Origin of the sequence: Exiguobacterium sp. s16 (genome assembly GCF_018618115.1) — a bacterium.
Taxonomy (GTDB): domain Bacteria; phylum Bacillota; class Bacilli; order Exiguobacteriales; family Exiguobacteriaceae; genus Exiguobacterium; species Exiguobacterium mexicanum_A.
The window spans coordinates 245,030-263,191 of sequence record NZ_JACSLM010000001.1; the positions used below are offsets into that span (position 1 = coordinate 245,030).

Below are 18,162 nucleotides of genomic sequence, written 5' to 3' on the forward strand. Positions count from 1 at the left end.
TTCCTCCTTTGAAGGTGGTATCTCTATTCCGAGAAAAAAACGCTTTCCTCATAACTCTATATTCGTCATCACGATCCGTTTTCCCTCTATATCAAAAAAAGTCAGCTCGAGCGCATCTGCTCAGGCTGACTTTTTGAATAGGTGCGGATTCGCGCGGACGTAGCGGACGAGAAAGAACAGTCCGATGCCGATGCCGACGTACGGCAAGAACCCGTGTGTGACTTCACCGATGTGACGCCAATTGTCGCCGAGCATCATCCCGAGTTTGACGAAGAGGAACGACCAGACGGCGAAGATGAGGACGGTCACCGTCAAAAACTTCTGGAACGATAACCGCATGACCCCGGCGCTGACGGCGAACAGTTGGCGCCAAATGACGCTCAGACAGACGATCCAGGCGCCATACGTCTCGAACCAGACTTCGGCCCGGCGTTGCTTCGCCTCGTTGATGCGGAACGACCGATAGAGGCGAAGGGCGACAGGGCGTCCTCCGTAGCGGCCAATCCCATATAAGACGATTTGACTGATGACGAACGCCGCCCAGGCAAGCAGGAAGACGAACAGGAACGACGTATCAAGGGAACCGATCAAGTGGCCCCCGTAAGCGAGCACGAGCTCGTTCGGGATGAATTGGATGAAGATGCCGAGCGGGACGCTGAAAACGCCGCACCCGAGCAACAGTTGTTCAAAGAAGTGCCACATGACCGTTCCCTCCTTTCCAAATTTTGTACAGGATGCATTCCATCCATCAGTATAACGAACATGAGTCGAAAGCAAAAGAAAAGATGTCACGTATTTGTGACATCTTAGTCGAGCTCGGAGACGAGGACGCCGAGTCGTTCAAGTTCTGAGACGGCGGCATCGATGGCGTCTTCACTATCGGCCTCGAGCGTATGAATGTGGAGACCACCCGTCAAATGCGACAACGGGGCGGCTTGGTTCGCCTCGACCCGTTCGAGGAAAGCACGGACGTCGCGGCGGCTCTTCACCATCAATTGCCCCGTCAATGAACCATAGACAGGATGGTCGATGATGACGTCGCGAATCGTGACACCCTCGTCGACGATGGCGTTCATCTCCGCTTCCATGTCCTCGGCCTCGTGGCGACAGACGATTTTACGGGTATAGGCGGACGGTGACGCCTCACCTGGTAAATAGACGTACCCGCGGGCGGTCGCGACGATCTGATGGCCCTTCGCCTTCAAGAGCGACAAGTCTTGGACGACGACTTGTCGGCTGACGGCGACGCGGCGGGCGAGCTCGGAGCCGGTGATCGGCTCGGAACTCTGTTCAATCATTTCCAGTAACGTGCGCCGGCGTTCTTCACCGGCTAAGCGTTTGTTCATAAGTTCCTACTCTCCTTGCTAAAGTGACGATGGCTTCGGCGAGTGCCGTCGTGGCCTCGACGGTCGTGTCTTCGCCGAAAGAAATGCGGACGAGCCCGTGACAGGCGCTCGTCTCATAGCCGAGCGACTCGAGCATTCGGTTCGGTCCGTTCTGGCCGGCCCGACAGGCCGACCCTGCCGACACTTGGAACCCGAGCCCGTCGAGTTCGGTCATCCACCATTGCCCGTCCCGCTGTTTCGAGACGAACGAGAAGATGGCGGGGCTCTGCTGGTCGAACTCGAGCCAATCCACGTAAGACGATGTCTTCTCTTTCAAGATAGCACGAAACGCCAAGAAATTTCTTTCATGACGTGTCCGTTGCTCGTGACGGTCGGTGAACGCTTTGACGAAAGCGCAGATGCCGGGCACGTCGATGGTGCCGGGACGGATGCCGTATTGATGGTGTCCCGGATAATAGGGCGGTGGCAACAGCCGTTCCATATAGAGGCCACCGACGCCTTTCGGGCCCCCGACTTTATGGGCGCTGAACGAATAGGCGTCAATCCCGTCGACGGAGACCGGGATCTTGCCGAACGCCTGGACACCGTCGACGTGGAACAACACTTTCTTATATTTCAATTGGCAGAGGATGTTGTGGAGCGGAAGCGTCCAGCCGGTGTCCGAGTTGACGTGTTGAAACGTGACGAGCCCGATGTCACGGTCGAGCAAATGCGTGAACGTCTCGTGGTCGAACCGTCCGTCCTTCAGCTTCAAGCGGTGAACGATCACGCCTTCTGCTTCCCACTCGTCAAGCAGAAGCGCGACCGAGTCGTGCTCTTGCCACGACGTGATGACTTCACTGCCTTTCATGCGCTTCCGGAGACTCGTGAGGGCGATGTAGTTGCTTTCGGAGCCGCTTCCGGTGAAGAGGAGCTTGCCGCGGAGCATGTCGAGCCCGAGCGCCTGCTTCAACAACCGTCGGGATTCGGTCAAGTAATCTTCCGCCATATAGCCGTGCGTGTGGAGGGAAGACGGGTTACCGTATACGCTTCGTGCCATGGCCACGTAATGGTCGAGAGCGGATTTTGTCATCGGGTGCGTCGCCGCATAATCAAAGTAACGGTTCATCGTAAGTTCCCCTTTTCTCATGTTGTCTTCTTCACAAAATTATGCGAAACTAGTTTACAAGTCAACATTACATATGAAAAACAGGTGATATACAGATGTCTTTACAGTTTGAACGGGTCGATGTGTTGATCGTTGGGGCTGGCTTGGCCGCCGTGACGGTGGCACTCCATTTGCCTCATTCATTGAACGTCCTTGTCGTCTCTAAGCATGAAGTGACAAGCGCGAACTCAGATCTGGCCCAAGGCGGGATTGCGAGCTCGTATTTGGAGCCGTCGAGTGTCGACCATGAGCGGGATACGCTCGTCGCCTCGAAACTCGCAGCCGTGCCCGACCGTGTCTATACACTCGTCGAAGAAGGACGGAGCGCGATCCGCGATTTGGAGCGCTTCGGTGTCGTCTTCGACCGGGAGGGTGCTGAGTACGCCGTCGGACGTGAAGGGGCGCATGGCATGAATCGAATCTTTCACGTCGGCGGGGACGAGACCGGACGGCACGTCATGGCGACGCTTCGTCGTCAATTGCCGGATAACGTGACCGTCATGGAACACGTATTGATCGATTCGTTGGTGAAGACCGACGGCCGCGTGACCGGGGCGACCGGATTCAACGGAGAGACACGTCTTCACGTCCAGGCCGGAGCCGTCGTCTTGGCGACCGGGGGAATCGGTGGACTCATCGATTGGACGTCGAACTGTCGCTCGGTCACGGGGGACGGGCTCGTCTTGGCGGATGAGATCGGAGCGAGACTCACGAACTTGTCTCGTATCCAATTCCACCCGACGTTACTCGCGGTCGATTCGCCCCACCTCGTCACGGAAGCGTTAAGAGGAGCAGGCGCGACGCTCGTCGATGCGTCAGGACGTCACGTGATGGCCCACCATCCGCTCGGAAGCCTCGCCCCTAGGGACGAGGTCGCTCGGTCACTCACGCGTCATGACGGCACCGTCTACTTGGATACGAGTCGCGTCGAGCGAATTGATGAACGGTTCCCGAAACTCGTCGAGACGTGCCGGATGTATGGGCTCGACTCGACGCGAATCCCAGTGCGGCCCGGGCTACATTTTCATATGGGCGGTGTGGACGTCGACGTAGACGGGCGGACGACCGTCGCTGGGTTATATGCGGTTGGTGAGGTCGCCGATTCGGGCGTCCACGGGAAAAATCGACTGGCGTCAAATTCGTTACTCGAATGCTGGGTGTTCGGAAAGCGGGTGGCGGCAGCGGTGATGGTGGAGGAGAAGCCGTTCACGGTGAACGAGACGACCGTGTATGAGGTTTCGGATGATCTGTTCAGCCGCTATCGGCAACAGATTGGGGAATGGTTGACAATCTCGCCTCAGATTGGCGAAATCGTAAGTTTCTTAGAAAATACCCAACAACTGGCACAGACGAAACACGTGTCAAGACAATTAAGTGAACAGACGTTGAGTCTGAAAGCGGCACGCCTGTTGGCCAGTGCCGTCATAAGAACGGAGGATTCAGATGAACAAAATCGCCTTGCGCGAACAGCTGACAGCATTTTTACATGAGGACATCGGGTTTGGGGACGCCTCGAGTGCCTTGATTGACCACCGCGAGACGTCGCTCGCCACGGTCAGCGCCAAGGCAGACGGCGTCTTCTGCGGCATGGACGTCGTCCTCGAGCTGGCGCAGTTGCAACGTCTCGTCGTCGAATCGTGCCAACCGGACGGCACGAACGTCACGGCAGGTGACACGCTCTTTATTTTGCGAGGCAAGACGCGGACGCTCCTTGAGACGGAACGGGTGCTGTTGAACCTCGTCCAGCACTTGAGCGGGATCGCGACGATGACGCGGCGCTGCGTCGAACGGCTCGACGACCCGACGATCGCCGTCACGGACACCCGAAAGACGACGCCCGGGCTTCGTATGCTTGAGAAACATGCCGTCCGTTCGGGTGGTGGGAAGAACCATCGGCTCCGTCTCGACGATGCCATCATGATCAAAGACAACCACATCACGGCCCTCGGCGGGATCACGAACGCGGTCGCACGGGCTCGGATGCTTGCCGGCCACACGACGCCGATTGAAGTCGAGGTCGAGACGCTCGAACAATTGCATGAGGCGATCGCGGCGAACGCTGACATCATCATGTTCGACAACCGGGCGCCCGAAGAACTGAAGGCGTGGCGTGCGCTCGTGCCAGAGCATATTAAAACGGAGGCGTCAGGAGGCATCACTGTCGAAACGATCGCAGCGTATCGCGGTACGGGTGTCGACGTCATCTCGATCGGACAGTTGACGCATTCGGTGACGGCGCTCGATTGCAGTCTAAATCTTGTAGGAGGAATCAAACATGCAATTACTCGGAACGATGCCAGCGCAGTACGCTGAGTTGACGATTGAACAGATGGAACAACGGATTGAAGCCATCAAATCCAGGCTCGGCAGCCGCCTGTTTTTACCGGCCCACCACTATCAAAAAGACGAGGTCGTCCAGTTCGCGGACGCGACCGGAGATTCGCTCCAGCTCGCACGGCTCGCCGAACAGATGAGCGAGGCGGAGTTCATCGTCTTCTGTGGCGTCCACTTCATGGCCGAGACGGCCGACATGCTGACGCGTGACGACCAGCTCGTCATCTTGCCGGACATGCGGGCCGGATGCTCGATGGCGGACATGGCCGATATCGATCAGACGGAGATTGCATGGGAAGAGCTGACCGATACGTTCGGCGACGATATCATTCCAATCACGTACGTCAATTCGACGGCGGCGATCAAGGCGTTCGTCGGCAAGAACGGGGGCGCGACGGTCACATCTTCCAATGCCCATGACATCGTCCGTTGGGCGCTCGAAGCGGGCGAGCGGATTCTGTTCTTACCGGACCAGCATCTCGGACGGAACACGGCGTTTGATTTGGGCGTGCCGCTTGAGGCGATGGCCGTCTGGGACCCGCTCCGGGAACGACTCGTCTATGAGGGTGACATCGAGGACGTGCGGGTCATTCTGTGGAAAGGGCACTGCTCGGTCCATGAGAAGTTCAACGTCGCCCAAATTGAGGCGTTACGGAAGAACGACCCGGAACGACGCATCATCGTCCATCCCGAGTGTACGTTCGACGTCGTGCAGGCGGCGGACGAGGCCGGGTCGACGTCATATATCATCGACCAAATCGAAGCGAGCGCGCCGGGGACGAAGTGGGCCGTCGGCACCGAGATGAACTTGGTCAACCGTCTCGCGGCGACGCACCCCGAGCTCGATATCATCTCGCTCAATCCGTACATGTGTCCATGCTTGACGATGAACCGCATCGATTTGCCGCATCTGCTCTGGGCGCTCGAGTCGCTCGAGACCGATCCGGTCAACGTCATCCGTGTCGATCTAGAGACGACGAAGTGGGCGACACTCGCCCTCGAGCGGATGCTCGCGCACTGAGGACAGGCAATCGCCTGTCCTTTTTTCGTGGCGGTGGTTATGGTACAATGAATGCAGTTTTCCCATGAAGAGGAGATATGACCGTGATTGAATTCGTAAAAGGCTCCGTCGCCTATGTGTGCGCGGAATATATAACGTTGGATGTTTCGGGCGTCGGCTACAAAGTACATGTGCCTAACCCGTTTTTTTATCGTGAACAAGACGAACATGTAATCGTGTTTACGCATCATTATGTACGTGAAGATCAACAGACACTGTACGGTTTCCGCTCACGTCGGGAACGCGAACTGTTCAATAAACTGCTCGGCGTCAACGGGATCGGACCGAAAGGCGCACTCGCCATCGTCGCCTCAGGCGATATGGACGCGCTCATCGACGCAATCGAGACTGAGAACGAGAAGTATTTGACGAAGTTCCCGGGTGTCGGCAAGAAGACGGCGAAGCAGATGGCGCTCGATTTGAAAGGCAAGCTGTCCGAGCTCGCCCCGGATTACGTACCGAACACCGGACTGTTCGCTCAAGGGGCTTCCGAACTCGACGAGGCGTGCGAAGCGCTCGTCGCACTCGGTTATTCAGAGCGTGAAATCACCCGTGTCCGCAAGGAACTGAATTCAGAAATATTGACGACAGACGCTTACATAAAGCGCGCCCTGCAATTGCTATTGAAATAAGGAGGAGACCATGGACGAACGATTGTTGTCACAATCCCATCAACAATATGAAGACTCTGAAGAGTGGAGCTTGCGTCCGCAAAAGTTCGAGCAGTACATCGGACAGGAGAAGGCGAAAGGCAACTTGTCGATCTTCATCCAAGCCGCGAAGCTCCGCAGCGAGACGCTCGACCACGTCCTCCTTTACGGTCCTCCGGGACTCGGAAAGACGACGCTTGCTCAAATCATCGCCAACGAGATGGGCGTCGGCATCAAGACGACGGCCGGCCCGGCGATCGAACGCCCAGGTGACCTCGCGGCGATCCTGTCGACGCTCGAACCGGGCGACGTCCTGTTCATCGACGAGATTCATCGCTTGAGCCGCACGATCGAAGAGATTCTCTATCCGGCGATGGAAGACTACTGTCTCGACATCGTCTACGGACAAGGCGAGATGGCGCGAAGCGTCCGTATCGATTTGCCACCGTTCACGCTCGTCGGCGCGACGACGCGGGCCGGCATGTTGTCGGCCCCGCTCCGTGACCGTTTCGGTGTGACGTTGAAGCTCGAATACTACGAGCCGCATGAGCTCGCCGCCATCGTCAGTCGGACGGCCCAGCTGTTCCGCCTGTCGATTTCACCAGAGGCGAGCGGTGCCATCGCGAAACGTGCACGCGGCACGCCGCGGATCGCTAACCGGCTGTTACGCCGGGTTCGTGATTTTGCCCAAGTGGCGGGAACGAAAGAAATCGATCCGGTGCTCGCCTCAGACGCGCTCGACCGGTTGCATGTCGACGCCCTCGGGCTCGACGAAGTCGACCACCGGCTGTTACGGGCGATGGTTGAACGTTTCGGCGGTGGACCGGTTGGACTCGAGACGCTCGCCGCGACGATTGGGGAAGATGCCCAAACGATCGAGGACGTGTATGAGCCGTACTTGTTGCAACAAGGTTTTCTGCAACGGACGCCGCGCGGCCGGATGATCACCCAGTACGCAAAGACGCATTTTGGCTATGAAGAGGAGTAACGATATGCAAGACATTCAATTGAACGTAAACGACTATGATTTTGACTTACCGGAAGAACTGATCGCCCAAGTACCGCTCCTTGACCGGACAAGCTCACGACTGCTCGTCCTCGACCGCGACACTGGCGATATCGAGCACCGTCATTTCCGTGACGTGCTCGACTACTTGCAGGCAGGCGACGCTCTCGTCGTCAACGACTCGCGTGTGCTCCCGGCCCGATTGTTCGGGGCGAAGCAGGAGACGGGCGGGAAAGTCGAACTGCTCTTACTCAAACAGACGGAAGACGATGTCTGGGAAGCGCTCGTCAAACCGGCGAAGAAAGTGCGCGTCGGCGCCATCGTCGAGTTCGGCAACGGGTTGCTCCGGGCTGAATGTGTCGAAGAACTCCCGGAAGGTGGCCGCCGCTTCAAGTTCGACTACGACGGCATCTTCTATGAGATTTTAGATGAGCTCGGCACGATGCCGCTTCCGCCATACATCCGTGAACAGCTCGACGACCAAGACCGTTATCAGACGGTGTACGCCCGTGAACGCGGGAGTGCGGCCGCACCGACGGCAGGCCTCCACTTCACGGAAGAACTGCTCGTAGCGGCAGAGGAGAAAGGCGTCAAGCTGATCCCGCTCACGCTCCACGTCGGTCTCGGTACGTTCCGTCCCGTCACGGCCGATACGATCGAAGAGCACACGATGCATAGCGAGTATTTCGAACTATCGGCCACTTCGGCCGAGGCGCTCCGCGACGTCCGTGCAAGCGGCGGCCGCGTCTTTGCCGTCGGGACGACGTCGACCCGGACGCTCGAGACGATCGTGCGCGACCATGGGAATTTCGTCGAGTCATCGGGCTGGACGGATATCTTTATTTACCCGGGCGTCGAGTTGAAGGCGATCGATGGACTGATCACGAACTTCCATCTGCCGAAGTCAACGCTCGTCATGCTCGTCTCGGCGTTCGCGTCGCGCGACATCATCTTGAACGCGTACCGCACGGCGGTACAAGAATGTTACCGCTTCTTCAGCTTTGGGGACGCGATGCTCATCACGAGGAAGGAAGAGAACAAATGACCAAACACGCAGTCACATACGAACATATCCACACATGTAAACAGACGGGAGCGCGGCACGGAATCGTCCATACGCCGCACGGCTCGTTCGAGACACCTGTCTTCATGCCGGTCGGCACGCAGGCAACCGTCAAGACGATGGCCCCGGAACAAGTCAAGGCGATGGGAGCGAACATTATCCTCTCGAACACGTACCACCTTTGGATTCGTCCAGGACATGAGGTCGTCAAACAAGCCGGCGGCCTTCATAAGTTCATGAACTGGGACGGCGCGATTTTGACGGACTCGGGCGGCTTCCAAGTCTTCTCGCTCGCCGACCTTCGCAACATCCAAGAAGAAGGCGTCCATTTCCGCAACCACTTGAACGGCGACAAGTTGTTCTTGTCACCGGAGAAGGCGATGGAGATTCAAAACGCGCTCGGTTCGGATATCATGATGGCGTTCGACGAATGCCCGCCATTCCCGGCGACGCATGAATACATGAAGAAATCGGTCGAGCGGACGAGCCGTTGGGCAGAGCGTTGCCTCGCGGCACACGAACGTCCGGAAGACCAGGCGTTGTTCGGTATCATCCAAGGCGGCGAGTACGAAGATCTCCGTCGTCAAAGTGCGGCCGACCTCGTCTCGCTTGATTTCCCAGGTTATGCCGTCGGTGGATTATCGGTCGGTGAACCGAAAGACGTCATGTACCGCGCACTCGAGTTCACGACACCGTTCATGCCGGAGAACAAGCCGCGCTACTTGATGGGCGTCGGTTCACCGGATGCGTTGATTGAAGGCTCGATTCGCGGCATCGACATGTTCGACTGCGTCTTGCCGACCCGGATCGCCCGCAACGGGACGCTTATGACATCGAAAGGCCGCGTCACGATCAAACATGCGAAACATAAGACGGATTTCGGACCAATCGACGAGAAGTGCGATTGCTACACGTGTAAGAACTATTCGCGCGCGTACGTGCACCACTTGATTCGCGCCGACGAGATGTTCGGGCTTCACCTCTGTTCGACACACAACCTTCACTTCCTCGTGAACTTGATGAGTCAAGTACGTCAAGCCATCCGCGAAGACCGTCTCTTGGACTTCAAGGAAGAGTTTTTCGAAGAATATGGGTATAACAAACCAAACGCCAAGAATTTCTAAATTGTTCTGACAGCGATTATGTGACAACGTTTCAGTTTCACGGTATAATGAACCTGATATTGAAGGAAAGGGTGAATTTTACGCATGGAAACTCTCGTAGCACTATTACCGATGATCCTTATTTTCGTCGTGTTCTACTTCTTGTTGATCCGTCCGCAGACGAAACGTCAGAAGGAAGTACAATCGATGCAAAACGCGCTTGAGCGTGGGGATCACGTCGTAACAATCGGCGGCCTTCACGGCGTCGTCCACCAAATCGAAGACACGCAAGTCACATTGAAATGTGACCAGTCACTCCTTAAGTTCAATCGCAGTGCGATTGCTGAAGTGACGAAAAAAGGCAACTCATCATTCGCTGAGTAACCAAACAACGCCTGGCCATCACTGGTCAGGCGTCTTTTTTTTGTCATATCTTGAAAAATGATTTATTTTTGACAAACTTCGTCAATCCGACGAATCATCCACCTTATTTCCAAAAATCAAATTGAATCGTGAAAACGTTTGCATTATCGTCAAGTTGAGAAGAATTGGAAAGAAGGAGAAGAGAACATGGATGTGAAACGATTGCTACGCCCACTCAAAAAATGGAAGGTACGGCGTCGCCCTGACCGCGTGAAAGGACGCTCGTCGATGCGCCGTAAGATGGCAATGGCGCTCGTGCCGACACTGATTGCCTTATTGATCGTCGGTGCGCTCGGCTCGTATCAATTACAGAACGCGACGTCTGAATACGACCGGGTCTTGAACGAGCGGCTCCAAGATATGCTCGGCGCCGAAGATTTGGCGTTGACCGTGACCGATGCCGAGCGTTATTTGAACTACTACCTGCTCGTCTCGAACCCGAAAACGTTGATTAGCCTTGAGGCTTCCCAAACGAAACGGGACGAGTTGATGAATACGCTCCAACAGTCGACAGAAGATCCGAAAGTGCTCGCCTGGCTCGATGATCTCGAGAAGTTCAATCAACATCTCGACACGGAGATGGCGCGCGTCATCGACCTCCGTCAACAACAAGACGAGATCGGATACAAGACGGTGCTCAATACGAGCGTGACACCGACGACGGATCGTGTCCGAATGACGGTGACCGACCTCGTCACGTATCAGGGCGAAGCGCTCGCCGCTGAGTCGGAAGCGGTCCAGGCGAGTGCCGGGCAATCGATTATCTGGATGGTCGTCATCAGCATCATCGGCGTCGCTGTCGGTCTACTTTCACTAGTAGCCCTCCAAAAGCTGTTCTTGAAGCCGATCAATCGACTCGTCAGCGAAGCGCGCGTCGTTGCCGAAGGAGACTTGACCGGAGACGATATCGAGGTTGGTTCAAACGATGAGCTCGGTGACCTCGTCACGGCGTTCAACGATATGAAACGGAACCTCGTCGGCCTGATTCGCCAAGTCGGTGCAGCCTCGGATAAAGTGACGGCCTACTCGGAAGAGCTGTACGCCAGTACGGACCATGTCGCCACGACGACGCAAGGCGTGGCCGGCCTGTTCGAACAGATGAACCTCGGCGCCCAAGTATCGGCGAAACGGGCCGAAGAAGGGACGTCCGGCGTCAACCAAGCCGTCGTCGGCTTGAACCAGATCGCTGCGGCCTCGCAAGGTGTGAACGAACAGACGATTCATACGCTTGAAGCGGCGAGTGGGGGACTTGAGACAATCCAGTTGGCCGAACGACAAATGCGTGAGATTCAACAAGCGAACGACTTGACGCAACAGATGGTCGAGCGTTTGTCGAACCAGTCGCTCGAGATCGAGAAGATCACGCGTTCGATCACCGCCATCACGGAACAGACGAACTTGCTCGCCCTAAACGCCGCGATTGAAGCGGCCCGGGCTGGTGAACATGGGAAAGGGTTTGCTGTCGTCGCGGCCGAGGTCCGAAAGCTCGCCGAAGAGTCGAAACAGTCGGCAAAACAAATCCAAGCGGTCGTCGTCGATATCCAGCGTGATACGTCAGAAGTTGAGTCCGCGTTTGACGTCACGAGTCAACACGTGACGAGCGGCGTCACCCAAATGGGAGAAGTCGCCGGTGCGTTCCGTGAAATCGTCTCCGTCATTCAAGAGACGTCCCGTCAAATGAGTGAGATCGCGGCGGCAACAGAAGAAGTGAGCGCGAACACGACCGAGGTCGCGGTCTCGGTCGAAGATATGTCGACGAATGCCGTGTCGACGCAACGAAGCGTGGAAGAGGCGGGTGCGAACGTCGAAGAGCAACTTGCCGCCATCCAAGAAATCAACGGCATCGCCGAGACGATGAGCCATATGTCGGTCGAATTGAAAGACCTCGTGCATTTGTTTAAGACGTCGACTACTCCATCTCAAGAGGTCTGAAAGGTGAATCGTACACTTGAATGGATTGAGATATTACTCGATCAAACGGCGAGTGATGCAGAAAGGGACGACGCTGCCATGGATTTAGGGTTTTCCTTAAATGAAGAGGCGGTGGAGGTTGCATTATTGACCGTTGCAAATGATGAGACGGTTGATGAAATGATTCGAGCGAGTTGCGGAGAATCGTTGGCCCAAATCTGGATTGCCCAAAATCAGGTAAGCCGTGAAAAGTTAGCGTTACTGACTGGAATCGCTAGGGATGAAGCAATGGCGTTAATCAAGAATGAAGACTTGGAGGATATGCTAGAGTAGGCAACGGCTCCATATCGTTCGTTCAAACCCAAAAAGAGGCCGTAGAAACGAATTGTTCCTACGGCCTCTTCCTATTTACGATTTTTTTGAGCGTTCGGTTCATCACATTAACAAAATCAGACTCGCTGCCATGACCATCATACCGGCGACCATTCCGTACACCGCGTGGTGGGCCCGACCGTATTCACGAGCGGCAGGAAGGAGTTCATCGAGCGAGATGAACACCATGATGCCACCGACAGCCGCGAACAAGAGGCCGAACACCGTGTCGCTCAAGAACGGCATCAAGAGAAGGAAGCCGACGACTGCTCCGAGCGGTTCCGCGAGCCCGGACAAGAAGGACAGCTTCAACGCCTTTTTCCGAGAGCCGGTCGCGTAATAAATCGGGACCGATACGGCAATCCCTTCCGGAATGTTGTGTAACGCGATAGCGACGGCAATCGCGAGACCGACGGCCGGGTCATCAAGAGCTGACACGAACGTGGCCAGACCTTCCGGGAAGTTATGGATGGTGATGGCGAGCGCCATGAACAGCCCCATCTTATGAAGCCGTTGTTTCGTCTCTTGGTTCAACGGGACGCGATCGGTCGCCGTCGTCGCAAGTTCTTGTGATGATGGGTCGTTTTGCATCGTCTCGACGAATTTGACTTCGTGCGGGTTTTCTGGCGACGGGATGAATTTGTCGATCAAGGCGATCAACAACATCCCGCCGAAGAAGGCGAGGACGGTATAGAGCGTCCCGGCCTGCTCTCCGTGGGCCCCGACGAGTTCATCGAGCGCTTTCGGAAAAATCTCGATAAAGGATACGTAAATCATGACCCCACCTGAGAAGCCAAGGGATACCGACAAGAATGCCGTGTTGGTCCGTTTGGCGAAGAAAGCGATCATACTTCCGATCCCCGTCGCGAGTCCAGCGAACAGCGTCAGTAAAAAGGCATAGAGTATCGTACTATCCATTAGAAAGGACTCCTTTGCATGTAGTGTGTAAGTTGATAATCACATCATAGCTCAAGTTTTGCCCTAATGCAACTTTTAGTCGCAAGTGCAAAAAAGCGTGGGAAATCAACGTGTGGGTGTTACAATTTCAGGAAAACGATTGATAAATGTTTAGAATATTTGTAATGTTAACGAGAGAAGTTTTTTTACGAGAACATGTGTTTAGAAAGGAAATAGTCGTATGTACAAAAAAGGGAATATCGCGATCTTTGCGGTCATCATGATTGCAACGATCCTGCTCGCCGCCTTGTCGACGCCATGGGTCGTCAAGAACACGAACCTCGGCCTCGATCTTAAAGGCGGGTTCGAAGTGCTGTACGAAGTCCAGCCGCTCGAAGACGGCGATGTCATCGATCAATCAGCGATGAATGCAACCGTTCGCGCCATCAACAACCGTGTCAACGTCCTCGGTGTCTCGGAACCGGACATCCGGATTGAAGATGAGAATCGCATCCGCGTCCAACTCGCTGGCGTAGAGAATCAAAACGACGCCCGTGAAGTGCTCTCGTCGACCGCCCAGCTCACGTTCCGCGATGTGGATGATAACGTCCTCCTTGACGGGAAAGACCTCGCTCCGCGTGGCGCAGCACTCAGCTATGACCCACAAGGCAACCCGGTCGTTGAACTGACGTTGCAATCGGCGGACCAGTTCGGTGAAGTCACGTCGCAAATTGCCCAGCGTCCGGCACCGGAAAACCGGCTCGTCATCTGGCTTGATTATGAAGAAGGCGACACGTACGCCGAAGAGATTCAAAAAGAGAACTCGAAGATCGTGTCGGATGCATCCGTCACGTCCCCGATCCTATCGGATAAAGCCATCATCTCAGGTGGCGGCATCGATGCCGAGAGTGGTCAACGTCTCGCTGACATCTTGAACGCCGGGGCGCTCCCGGTCAAACTTGAAGAAATCTATTCGACGTCGGTCTCGGCCCAGTTCGGTCAAGACGCGCTCGACAAGACCGTGTTTGCGTCTCTCATCGGGATCGCAGCCATCTTCTTGTTCATGTTGTTCTTCTATCGTTTACCCGGTCTCGTCTCGATCATCACGCTCATTTTGTATATCAATTTGATTATGTTGTTCTTTAACGGCATTAACGCCGTCTTGACGCTCCCTGGTATTGCCGCTCTCGTCCTCGGTGTCGGGATGGCGGTCGATGCGAACATCATCACGGCCGAGCGCATCAAGGATGAACTCCGGTCAGGGAAATCGGTCCTCTCTGCATTCCGTGCCGGGAACCGGCGCTCGCTCAGTACGATCATCGATGCCAACTTGACGACCCTCATCTCGGCAGCGGTCTTGTTCTATTTCGGGACGAGCTCGGTCCGTGGGTTCGCCATCATGCTCATGATCTCGATTGCGATGACGTTCATCTCGAACGTCTTCATCTCGCGTTATTTGATGCACCTCCTCGTCTCGAGTCGTCTGTTCGACAAACGAAAAGGCTGGTTTGGTGTGAAGGAGAGTGAAATCCGTGAACTTTAAGCTCACTGAATTAAACTATGTGAAACATATGCGCACGATGTTCATCGTCTCGTGTGCCATCGTCATCATCGGTCTCGGCATCTTGTTCTTCCGTGGCTTGAACCTCGGGATTGACTTCGCATCCGGTACCCGGGTCGAAGTGTTGACCGAATCACAAGTATCGCAAGAAGAATTGGCGTCGGCATTTGAAGAAGCCGGTGTCGATGAAGAGATTTCGTCGGTCCAATACGCGGAAGGCGGAACGCTCGCCAACGTGACGTTCGTCGGCCAGCTCGCTCAAGACGAAGTCGCGTCGGTGAAGACCGTGTTCACGGAAACGTTCGGGAACGATCCGAACATCAGCACTGTGTCGGCTGAAGTCGGCCGTGATATCGCTCGGAATGCCATCTATGCGGTCGCGCTCGCGTCGCTCGGGATTATCCTCTATATCACGTTCCGCTTCCAATTCTCGTATGCGGTCGCAACGGTCGTCGCCATGCTTCACGATGCGTTCTTCATGATCGTGGCGTTCTCGATTTTCGGTATCGAGGTCAACTTGTACTTCGTCGCCGCCATCTTGACGATCATCGGTTACTCGGTCAACGATACGATTGTCACGTTCGACCGCGTCCGTGAGAACATCCAAGCGTATGAGAAAGAACGGAAAATCAAATCGATGGACGTGTATCGTGACATCGTCAACACGTCGATTCAAGAGACGATTGTCCGCTCGGTCAACACGGTCGTCACCGTGCTCTTGACGGTCATCGCCTTGTACGTGTTCGGTGCCGAGTCAATCCGTGGTTTCTCAATCGCGTTGCTCATCGGTCTCGTCATGGGGATGTACTCATCGATTTTCATCGCCTCGTACTTGTGGATGCTCCTCAAAGGCATGTCGCTCAACAAAAAGAAAGAAACCGCCCCAGAGGCGTAACAGCAGGTCTCCCGCATCGTTCGGGGGACCTTTTTTGAATGTCAAGACGGCACTTCACTCGCTCGTTCTGATATAATCAACAATTGATTGGAGTGAAGGACTATGTATCATGCAAAGAAACGATGGGTGTATCCGGAGACGGATACGGCCGCGGTTGAACAGCTACAGACAGAACTGAATATATCGGAGCAACTCGCGACGCTCCTCATGCAGCGGGGGCACCGTGACGTCGAGGCGGCGAAGGCGTTCCTGCACATCGAGGACGAGTTGACGTTCCACGATCCGTACTTATTTGAACAGATGAACAAAGTCGTTGACCGTTTGAAACGCGCGGCCGATGACGGGGAGATGGTGCTCATCTACGGCGACTATGACGTCGATGGTGTCAGCGCCTCGGCCGTCATGTGGCACGCCTTGACCGAGATCGGTGTCATGGCGGAATGTTATATCCCGAACCGGTTCACGGAAGGATACGGTCCGAACAAAGAGGCGTTCAGCTGGGCCGCGGGTGAAGGGTTCACGCTCATCATCACGGTCGACTGTGGTATCTCAGGGATCGAAGAGGCAGCGCTATTAAAAGAGCTCGGTGTCGATTTGATCATCACCGACCACCACGAACCGAAAGAGACGCTCCCAGATGCGTTCGCCATCATCCATCCTCACATCGATCCGTCATATCCGTATGACAAGCTCGCCGGGGCAGGCGTCGCACTCAAAGTGGCCCATGCCGTGCTCGGACGGATGCCGGAAGAGTTGCTCGACTTGGCCGTGCTCGGTACGATTGCCGACCTCGTCCCGCTCGACGGGGAGAACCGTTTGCTCGCGAAGCTTGGTCTGAAGGCGCTCGATGACTCAAAACGTCCAGGCATTCTCGCGCTCCGCGAAGTGTGCGCGTTGACGGACGGGACATTGAACGAAGAGTCGGTCGGTTTTGCGTTTGGACCGCGCATCAACGCTGCCGGTCGTCTTGACTCGGCGATGCCGGCGCTCCAAATGTTGCTCGCCGAGAGCGTCGAGGAGGCACTCGAACTGGCTCAAAAGCTCGACAAACAGAACAAAGAACGTCAAGACATCGTCAAGACGATCGCCAAAGAAGCGACGGAACTCGTCGAGGCCTCGATGACGGACGACCGCGTCCTCGTCGTCGCCAGCGAACGCTGGAATCCGGGTGTCGTCGGGATCGTCGCCTCACGACTCGTCGAGGCGTACTATCGTCCGGTCATCCTGTTGTGCCACGACCCGAAAACAGGGAAAGCGAAGGGGTCGGGCCGTTCGATTGACGGTTTCGACTTGTTCAAAGAACTGTCGAAAAATGAAGACATCTTGCCGCACTTCGGCGGACACCCAGCCGCAGCCGGGATGACCTTGTTATCGGAGAACGTGGCGGAATTGCGCCGGCGTCTGAACGAACAAGCCGAATCGATTCCGGACGAGACGTTCGTCGCCCGCGTGAACGTCGACTTGAAACTTGACGTGAACGACGTGTCGCTCGACTTGATCTCAGAGATTGGCAAGCTCGCCCCGTTCGGGATGGGCAATCCATCACCGCGCGTCGTCGTAGCGGATGCGCGCCTGCGTGACATTCGTCAAATCGGACGCGACAATACCCATTTGAAAGTCCAGCTCGCAGGAGACAAACGAGAGCTCGACGGGATTGGCTTCGGCTTCGGTCACGTCGTCTCCGAAATTTCGAAGATGGCCAACGTTTCGGTCATGGGCAGTCTGCAGGTCAATGAATGGAACGGGATGCGCAAGCCGCAGCTCATGATTCAAGACATCCGTGTCGACGGTTTCCAAGTGTTCGACTACCGAGGCAAGAAAAACTCGCTCGACGAATTGAAACAGCTTCCGGGCGAGACGACGTCGTTCGTATCATTCCAAGGCCGGGACGACTTCCCGCTCCACGATCTCAGCACGCCGCTCAAACCATTCGTCGTCCTGCTCGATTTGCCGGACGAGGAAGATGTGCTCGCGGACATGTTGACCGAAGACGTCGAGCGCGTGTACTGTGCGTTCGGACAAGGCGGCTCATTTTTTGAGAAGTTGCCGACGCGAGAAGATTTCCGAACATATTACGTCCATATGGCGACGTGCGAACGGAAAAACCTCCGCGAAAACTTGATTCGTTTGTCAATCGAGCGAAAATGGTCAAAAAATACGATTCAATTTATGCATCAAGTATTCTCTGAACTCGAATTTCTTGTTACAATGGAAGACGGACTGCCTGGAGTGAATCCAGAAGCGCCGAAACGTGATTTGACCGAAGCGCCATGTTATAAGCGCCGGGTCGGACGAGTCCAACTCGAGGAGCGTTTCATCTATGCGTCGTTGGCAGAACTGAAAGAGCGGTTACAATCATTGCGATCGAACAAGATGCAGGAGGCTTACACATAA

The 18,162-nt window shown here is 55.5% G+C and carries 17 protein-coding genes; 13 read left to right on the forward strand and 4 right to left on the reverse strand.

All coding sequences use genetic code 11. The features are described 5' to 3' along the window. Window positions 1-120: 120 nt before the first annotated feature. From KNP86_RS01295 to KNP86_RS01305, 3 genes are all read right to left on the reverse strand, one after another. The gene (locus KNP86_RS01295; RefSeq protein ID WP_214752544.1) at window positions 121-702 is read right to left on the reverse strand and encodes a DedA family protein; all 582 of its coding nucleotides are present in this window, start codon (window positions 700-702) and stop codon (window positions 121-123) included. Window positions 703-806: 104 nt separating this feature from the next. Further along, entirely contained in the window at window positions 807-1,346 is a 540-nt protein-coding gene (locus KNP86_RS01300) for a transcription repressor NadR (protein ID WP_034776872.1), read from the reverse strand. Further along, window positions 1,324-2,454 carry a cysteine desulfurase family protein gene (locus tag KNP86_RS01305; RefSeq protein ID WP_251130397.1) on the reverse strand — a complete coding sequence of 377 codons (1,131 nt, stop codon included), beginning with the start codon at window positions 2,452-2,454 and terminating at the stop codon, window positions 1,324-1,326. Before KNP86_RS01305 ends, KNP86_RS01300 begins: the two co-directional genes overlap by 23 nt. Window positions 2,455-2,549: 95 nt before the next feature. Here KNP86_RS01305 and KNP86_RS01310 point away from each other — a divergent pair, with 95 nt between their 5' ends. From KNP86_RS01310 to KNP86_RS01355, 10 genes are all read left to right on the forward strand, one after another. Then, a complete protein-coding gene (locus KNP86_RS01310) occupies window positions 2,550-3,983 on the forward strand; it encodes an L-aspartate oxidase (protein WP_214752548.1) in 1,434 nt (477 codons plus the stop codon). Beyond that, window positions 3,937-4,806, forward strand: a complete 870-nt coding sequence (gene nadC, locus KNP86_RS01315) for a carboxylating nicotinate-nucleotide diphosphorylase (RefSeq protein ID WP_214752550.1) — start codon at window positions 3,937-3,939, stop codon at window positions 4,804-4,806. Before KNP86_RS01310 ends, nadC begins: the two co-directional genes overlap by 47 nt. Beyond that, complete coding sequence (gene nadA, locus KNP86_RS01320; RefSeq protein WP_214752552.1) at window positions 4,769-5,848, forward strand: quinolinate synthase NadA; 1,080 nt, start codon at window positions 4,769-4,771, stop codon at window positions 5,846-5,848. The genes nadC and nadA overlap by 38 nt, the downstream gene beginning before the upstream one ends. A gap of 83 nt (window positions 5,849-5,931) precedes the next feature. Continuing rightward, a complete protein-coding gene (gene ruvA / locus KNP86_RS01325) occupies window positions 5,932-6,519 on the forward strand; it encodes a Holliday junction branch migration protein RuvA (RefSeq protein WP_034776877.1) in 588 nt (195 codons plus the stop codon). 10 nt (window positions 6,520-6,529) lie between these two features. Then, window positions 6,530-7,525 carry a Holliday junction branch migration DNA helicase RuvB gene (gene ruvB / locus KNP86_RS01330; RefSeq protein WP_034776878.1) on the forward strand — a complete coding sequence of 332 codons (996 nt, stop codon included), beginning with the start codon at window positions 6,530-6,532 and terminating at the stop codon, window positions 7,523-7,525. A 19-nt stretch (window positions 7,526-7,544) separates the two neighbouring features. After that, entirely contained in the window at window positions 7,545-8,588 is a 1,044-nt protein-coding gene (gene queA / locus KNP86_RS01335; protein ID WP_214752886.1) for a tRNA preQ1(34) S-adenosylmethionine ribosyltransferase-isomerase QueA, read from the forward strand. Further along, on the forward strand, window positions 8,585-9,730 hold the full coding sequence (gene tgt, locus KNP86_RS01340; protein WP_021066897.1) for a tRNA guanosine(34) transglycosylase Tgt: 1,146 nt from the start codon (window positions 8,585-8,587) through the stop codon (window positions 9,728-9,730). Before queA ends, tgt begins: the two co-directional genes overlap by 4 nt. Before the next feature lie 84 nt (window positions 9,731-9,814). After that, a complete protein-coding gene (gene yajC, locus KNP86_RS01345; RefSeq protein ID WP_021066898.1) occupies window positions 9,815-10,093 on the forward strand; it encodes a preprotein translocase subunit YajC in 279 nt (92 codons plus the stop codon). 186 nt (window positions 10,094-10,279) lie between these two features. Next, on the forward strand, window positions 10,280-12,064 hold the full coding sequence (locus tag KNP86_RS01350) for a methyl-accepting chemotaxis protein (protein ID WP_214752555.1): 1,785 nt from the start codon (window positions 10,280-10,282) through the stop codon (window positions 12,062-12,064). Between the two features lie 3 nt (window positions 12,065-12,067). Next, window positions 12,068-12,376, forward strand: coding sequence for a hypothetical protein (locus KNP86_RS01355; RefSeq protein ID WP_214752557.1), 309 nt, complete (start codon window positions 12,068-12,070; stop codon window positions 12,374-12,376). Between the two features lie 102 nt (window positions 12,377-12,478). On the opposite strand, the gene zupT is transcribed toward KNP86_RS01355, so the two are convergent. Further along, the gene (gene zupT, locus KNP86_RS01360; protein WP_214752559.1) at window positions 12,479-13,333 is read right to left on the reverse strand and encodes a zinc transporter ZupT; all 855 of its coding nucleotides are present in this window, start codon (window positions 13,331-13,333) and stop codon (window positions 12,479-12,481) included. A gap of 220 nt (window positions 13,334-13,553) precedes the next feature. Here zupT and secD point away from each other — a divergent pair, with 220 nt between their 5' ends. The 3 genes from secD to recJ all read left to right on the forward strand — a co-directional run bounded on the left by secD (window position 13,554) and on the right by recJ (window position 18,162). Next, entirely contained in the window at window positions 13,554-14,855 is a 1,302-nt protein-coding gene (secD, locus tag KNP86_RS01365) for a protein translocase subunit SecD (protein ID WP_200881475.1), read from the forward strand. After that, the gene (gene secF / locus KNP86_RS01370) at window positions 14,845-15,768 is read left to right on the forward strand and encodes a protein translocase subunit SecF (RefSeq protein ID WP_200881476.1); all 924 of its coding nucleotides are present in this window, start codon (window positions 14,845-14,847) and stop codon (window positions 15,766-15,768) included. The genes secD and secF overlap by 11 nt, the downstream gene beginning before the upstream one ends. A gap of 102 nt (window positions 15,769-15,870) precedes the next feature. Next, window positions 15,871-18,162 (forward strand): single-stranded-DNA-specific exonuclease RecJ, encoded by a 2,292-nt coding sequence (gene recJ / locus KNP86_RS01375; RefSeq protein ID WP_214752560.1) that lies wholly within the window; start codon window positions 15,871-15,873, stop codon window positions 18,160-18,162.

What these genes read in the sequence shown, in the direction of transcription:
- KNP86_RS01295 (WP_214752544.1), bottom strand. Translation starts at nt 702, where the DNA reads ATGTGGCACTTCTTTGAACAACTGTTGCTCGGGTGCGGCGTTTTCAGC.
- KNP86_RS01300 (WP_034776872.1), bottom strand. Translation starts at nt 1,346, where the DNA reads ATGAACAAACGCTTAGCCGGTGAAGAACGCCGGCGCACGTTACTGGAA.
- KNP86_RS01305 (WP_251130397.1), bottom strand. Translation starts at nt 2,454, where the DNA reads ATGAACCGTTACTTTGATTATGCGGCGACGCACCCGATGACAAAATCC.
- KNP86_RS01310 (WP_214752548.1), top strand. Translation starts at nt 2,550, where the DNA reads ATGTCTTTACAGTTTGAACGGGTCGATGTGTTGATCGTTGGGGCTGGC.
- nadC (WP_214752550.1), top strand. Translation starts at nt 3,937, where the DNA reads ATGAACAAAATCGCCTTGCGCGAACAGCTGACAGCATTTTTACATGAG.
- nadA (WP_214752552.1), top strand. Translation starts at nt 4,769, where the DNA reads ATGCAATTACTCGGAACGATGCCAGCGCAGTACGCTGAGTTGACGATT.
- ruvB (WP_034776878.1), top strand. Translation starts at nt 6,530, where the DNA reads ATGGACGAACGATTGTTGTCACAATCCCATCAACAATATGAAGACTCT.
- tgt (WP_021066897.1), top strand. Translation starts at nt 8,585, where the DNA reads ATGACCAAACACGCAGTCACATACGAACATATCCACACATGTAAACAG.
- yajC (WP_021066898.1), top strand. Translation starts at nt 9,815, where the DNA reads ATGGAAACTCTCGTAGCACTATTACCGATGATCCTTATTTTCGTCGTG.
- KNP86_RS01350 (WP_214752555.1), top strand. Translation starts at nt 10,280, where the DNA reads ATGGATGTGAAACGATTGCTACGCCCACTCAAAAAATGGAAGGTACGG.
- zupT (WP_214752559.1), bottom strand. Translation starts at nt 13,333, where the DNA reads ATGGATAGTACGATACTCTATGCCTTTTTACTGACGCTGTTCGCTGGA.
- secD (WP_200881475.1), top strand. Translation starts at nt 13,554, where the DNA reads ATGTACAAAAAAGGGAATATCGCGATCTTTGCGGTCATCATGATTGCA.
- recJ (WP_214752560.1), top strand. Translation starts at nt 15,871, where the DNA reads ATGTATCATGCAAAGAAACGATGGGTGTATCCGGAGACGGATACGGCC.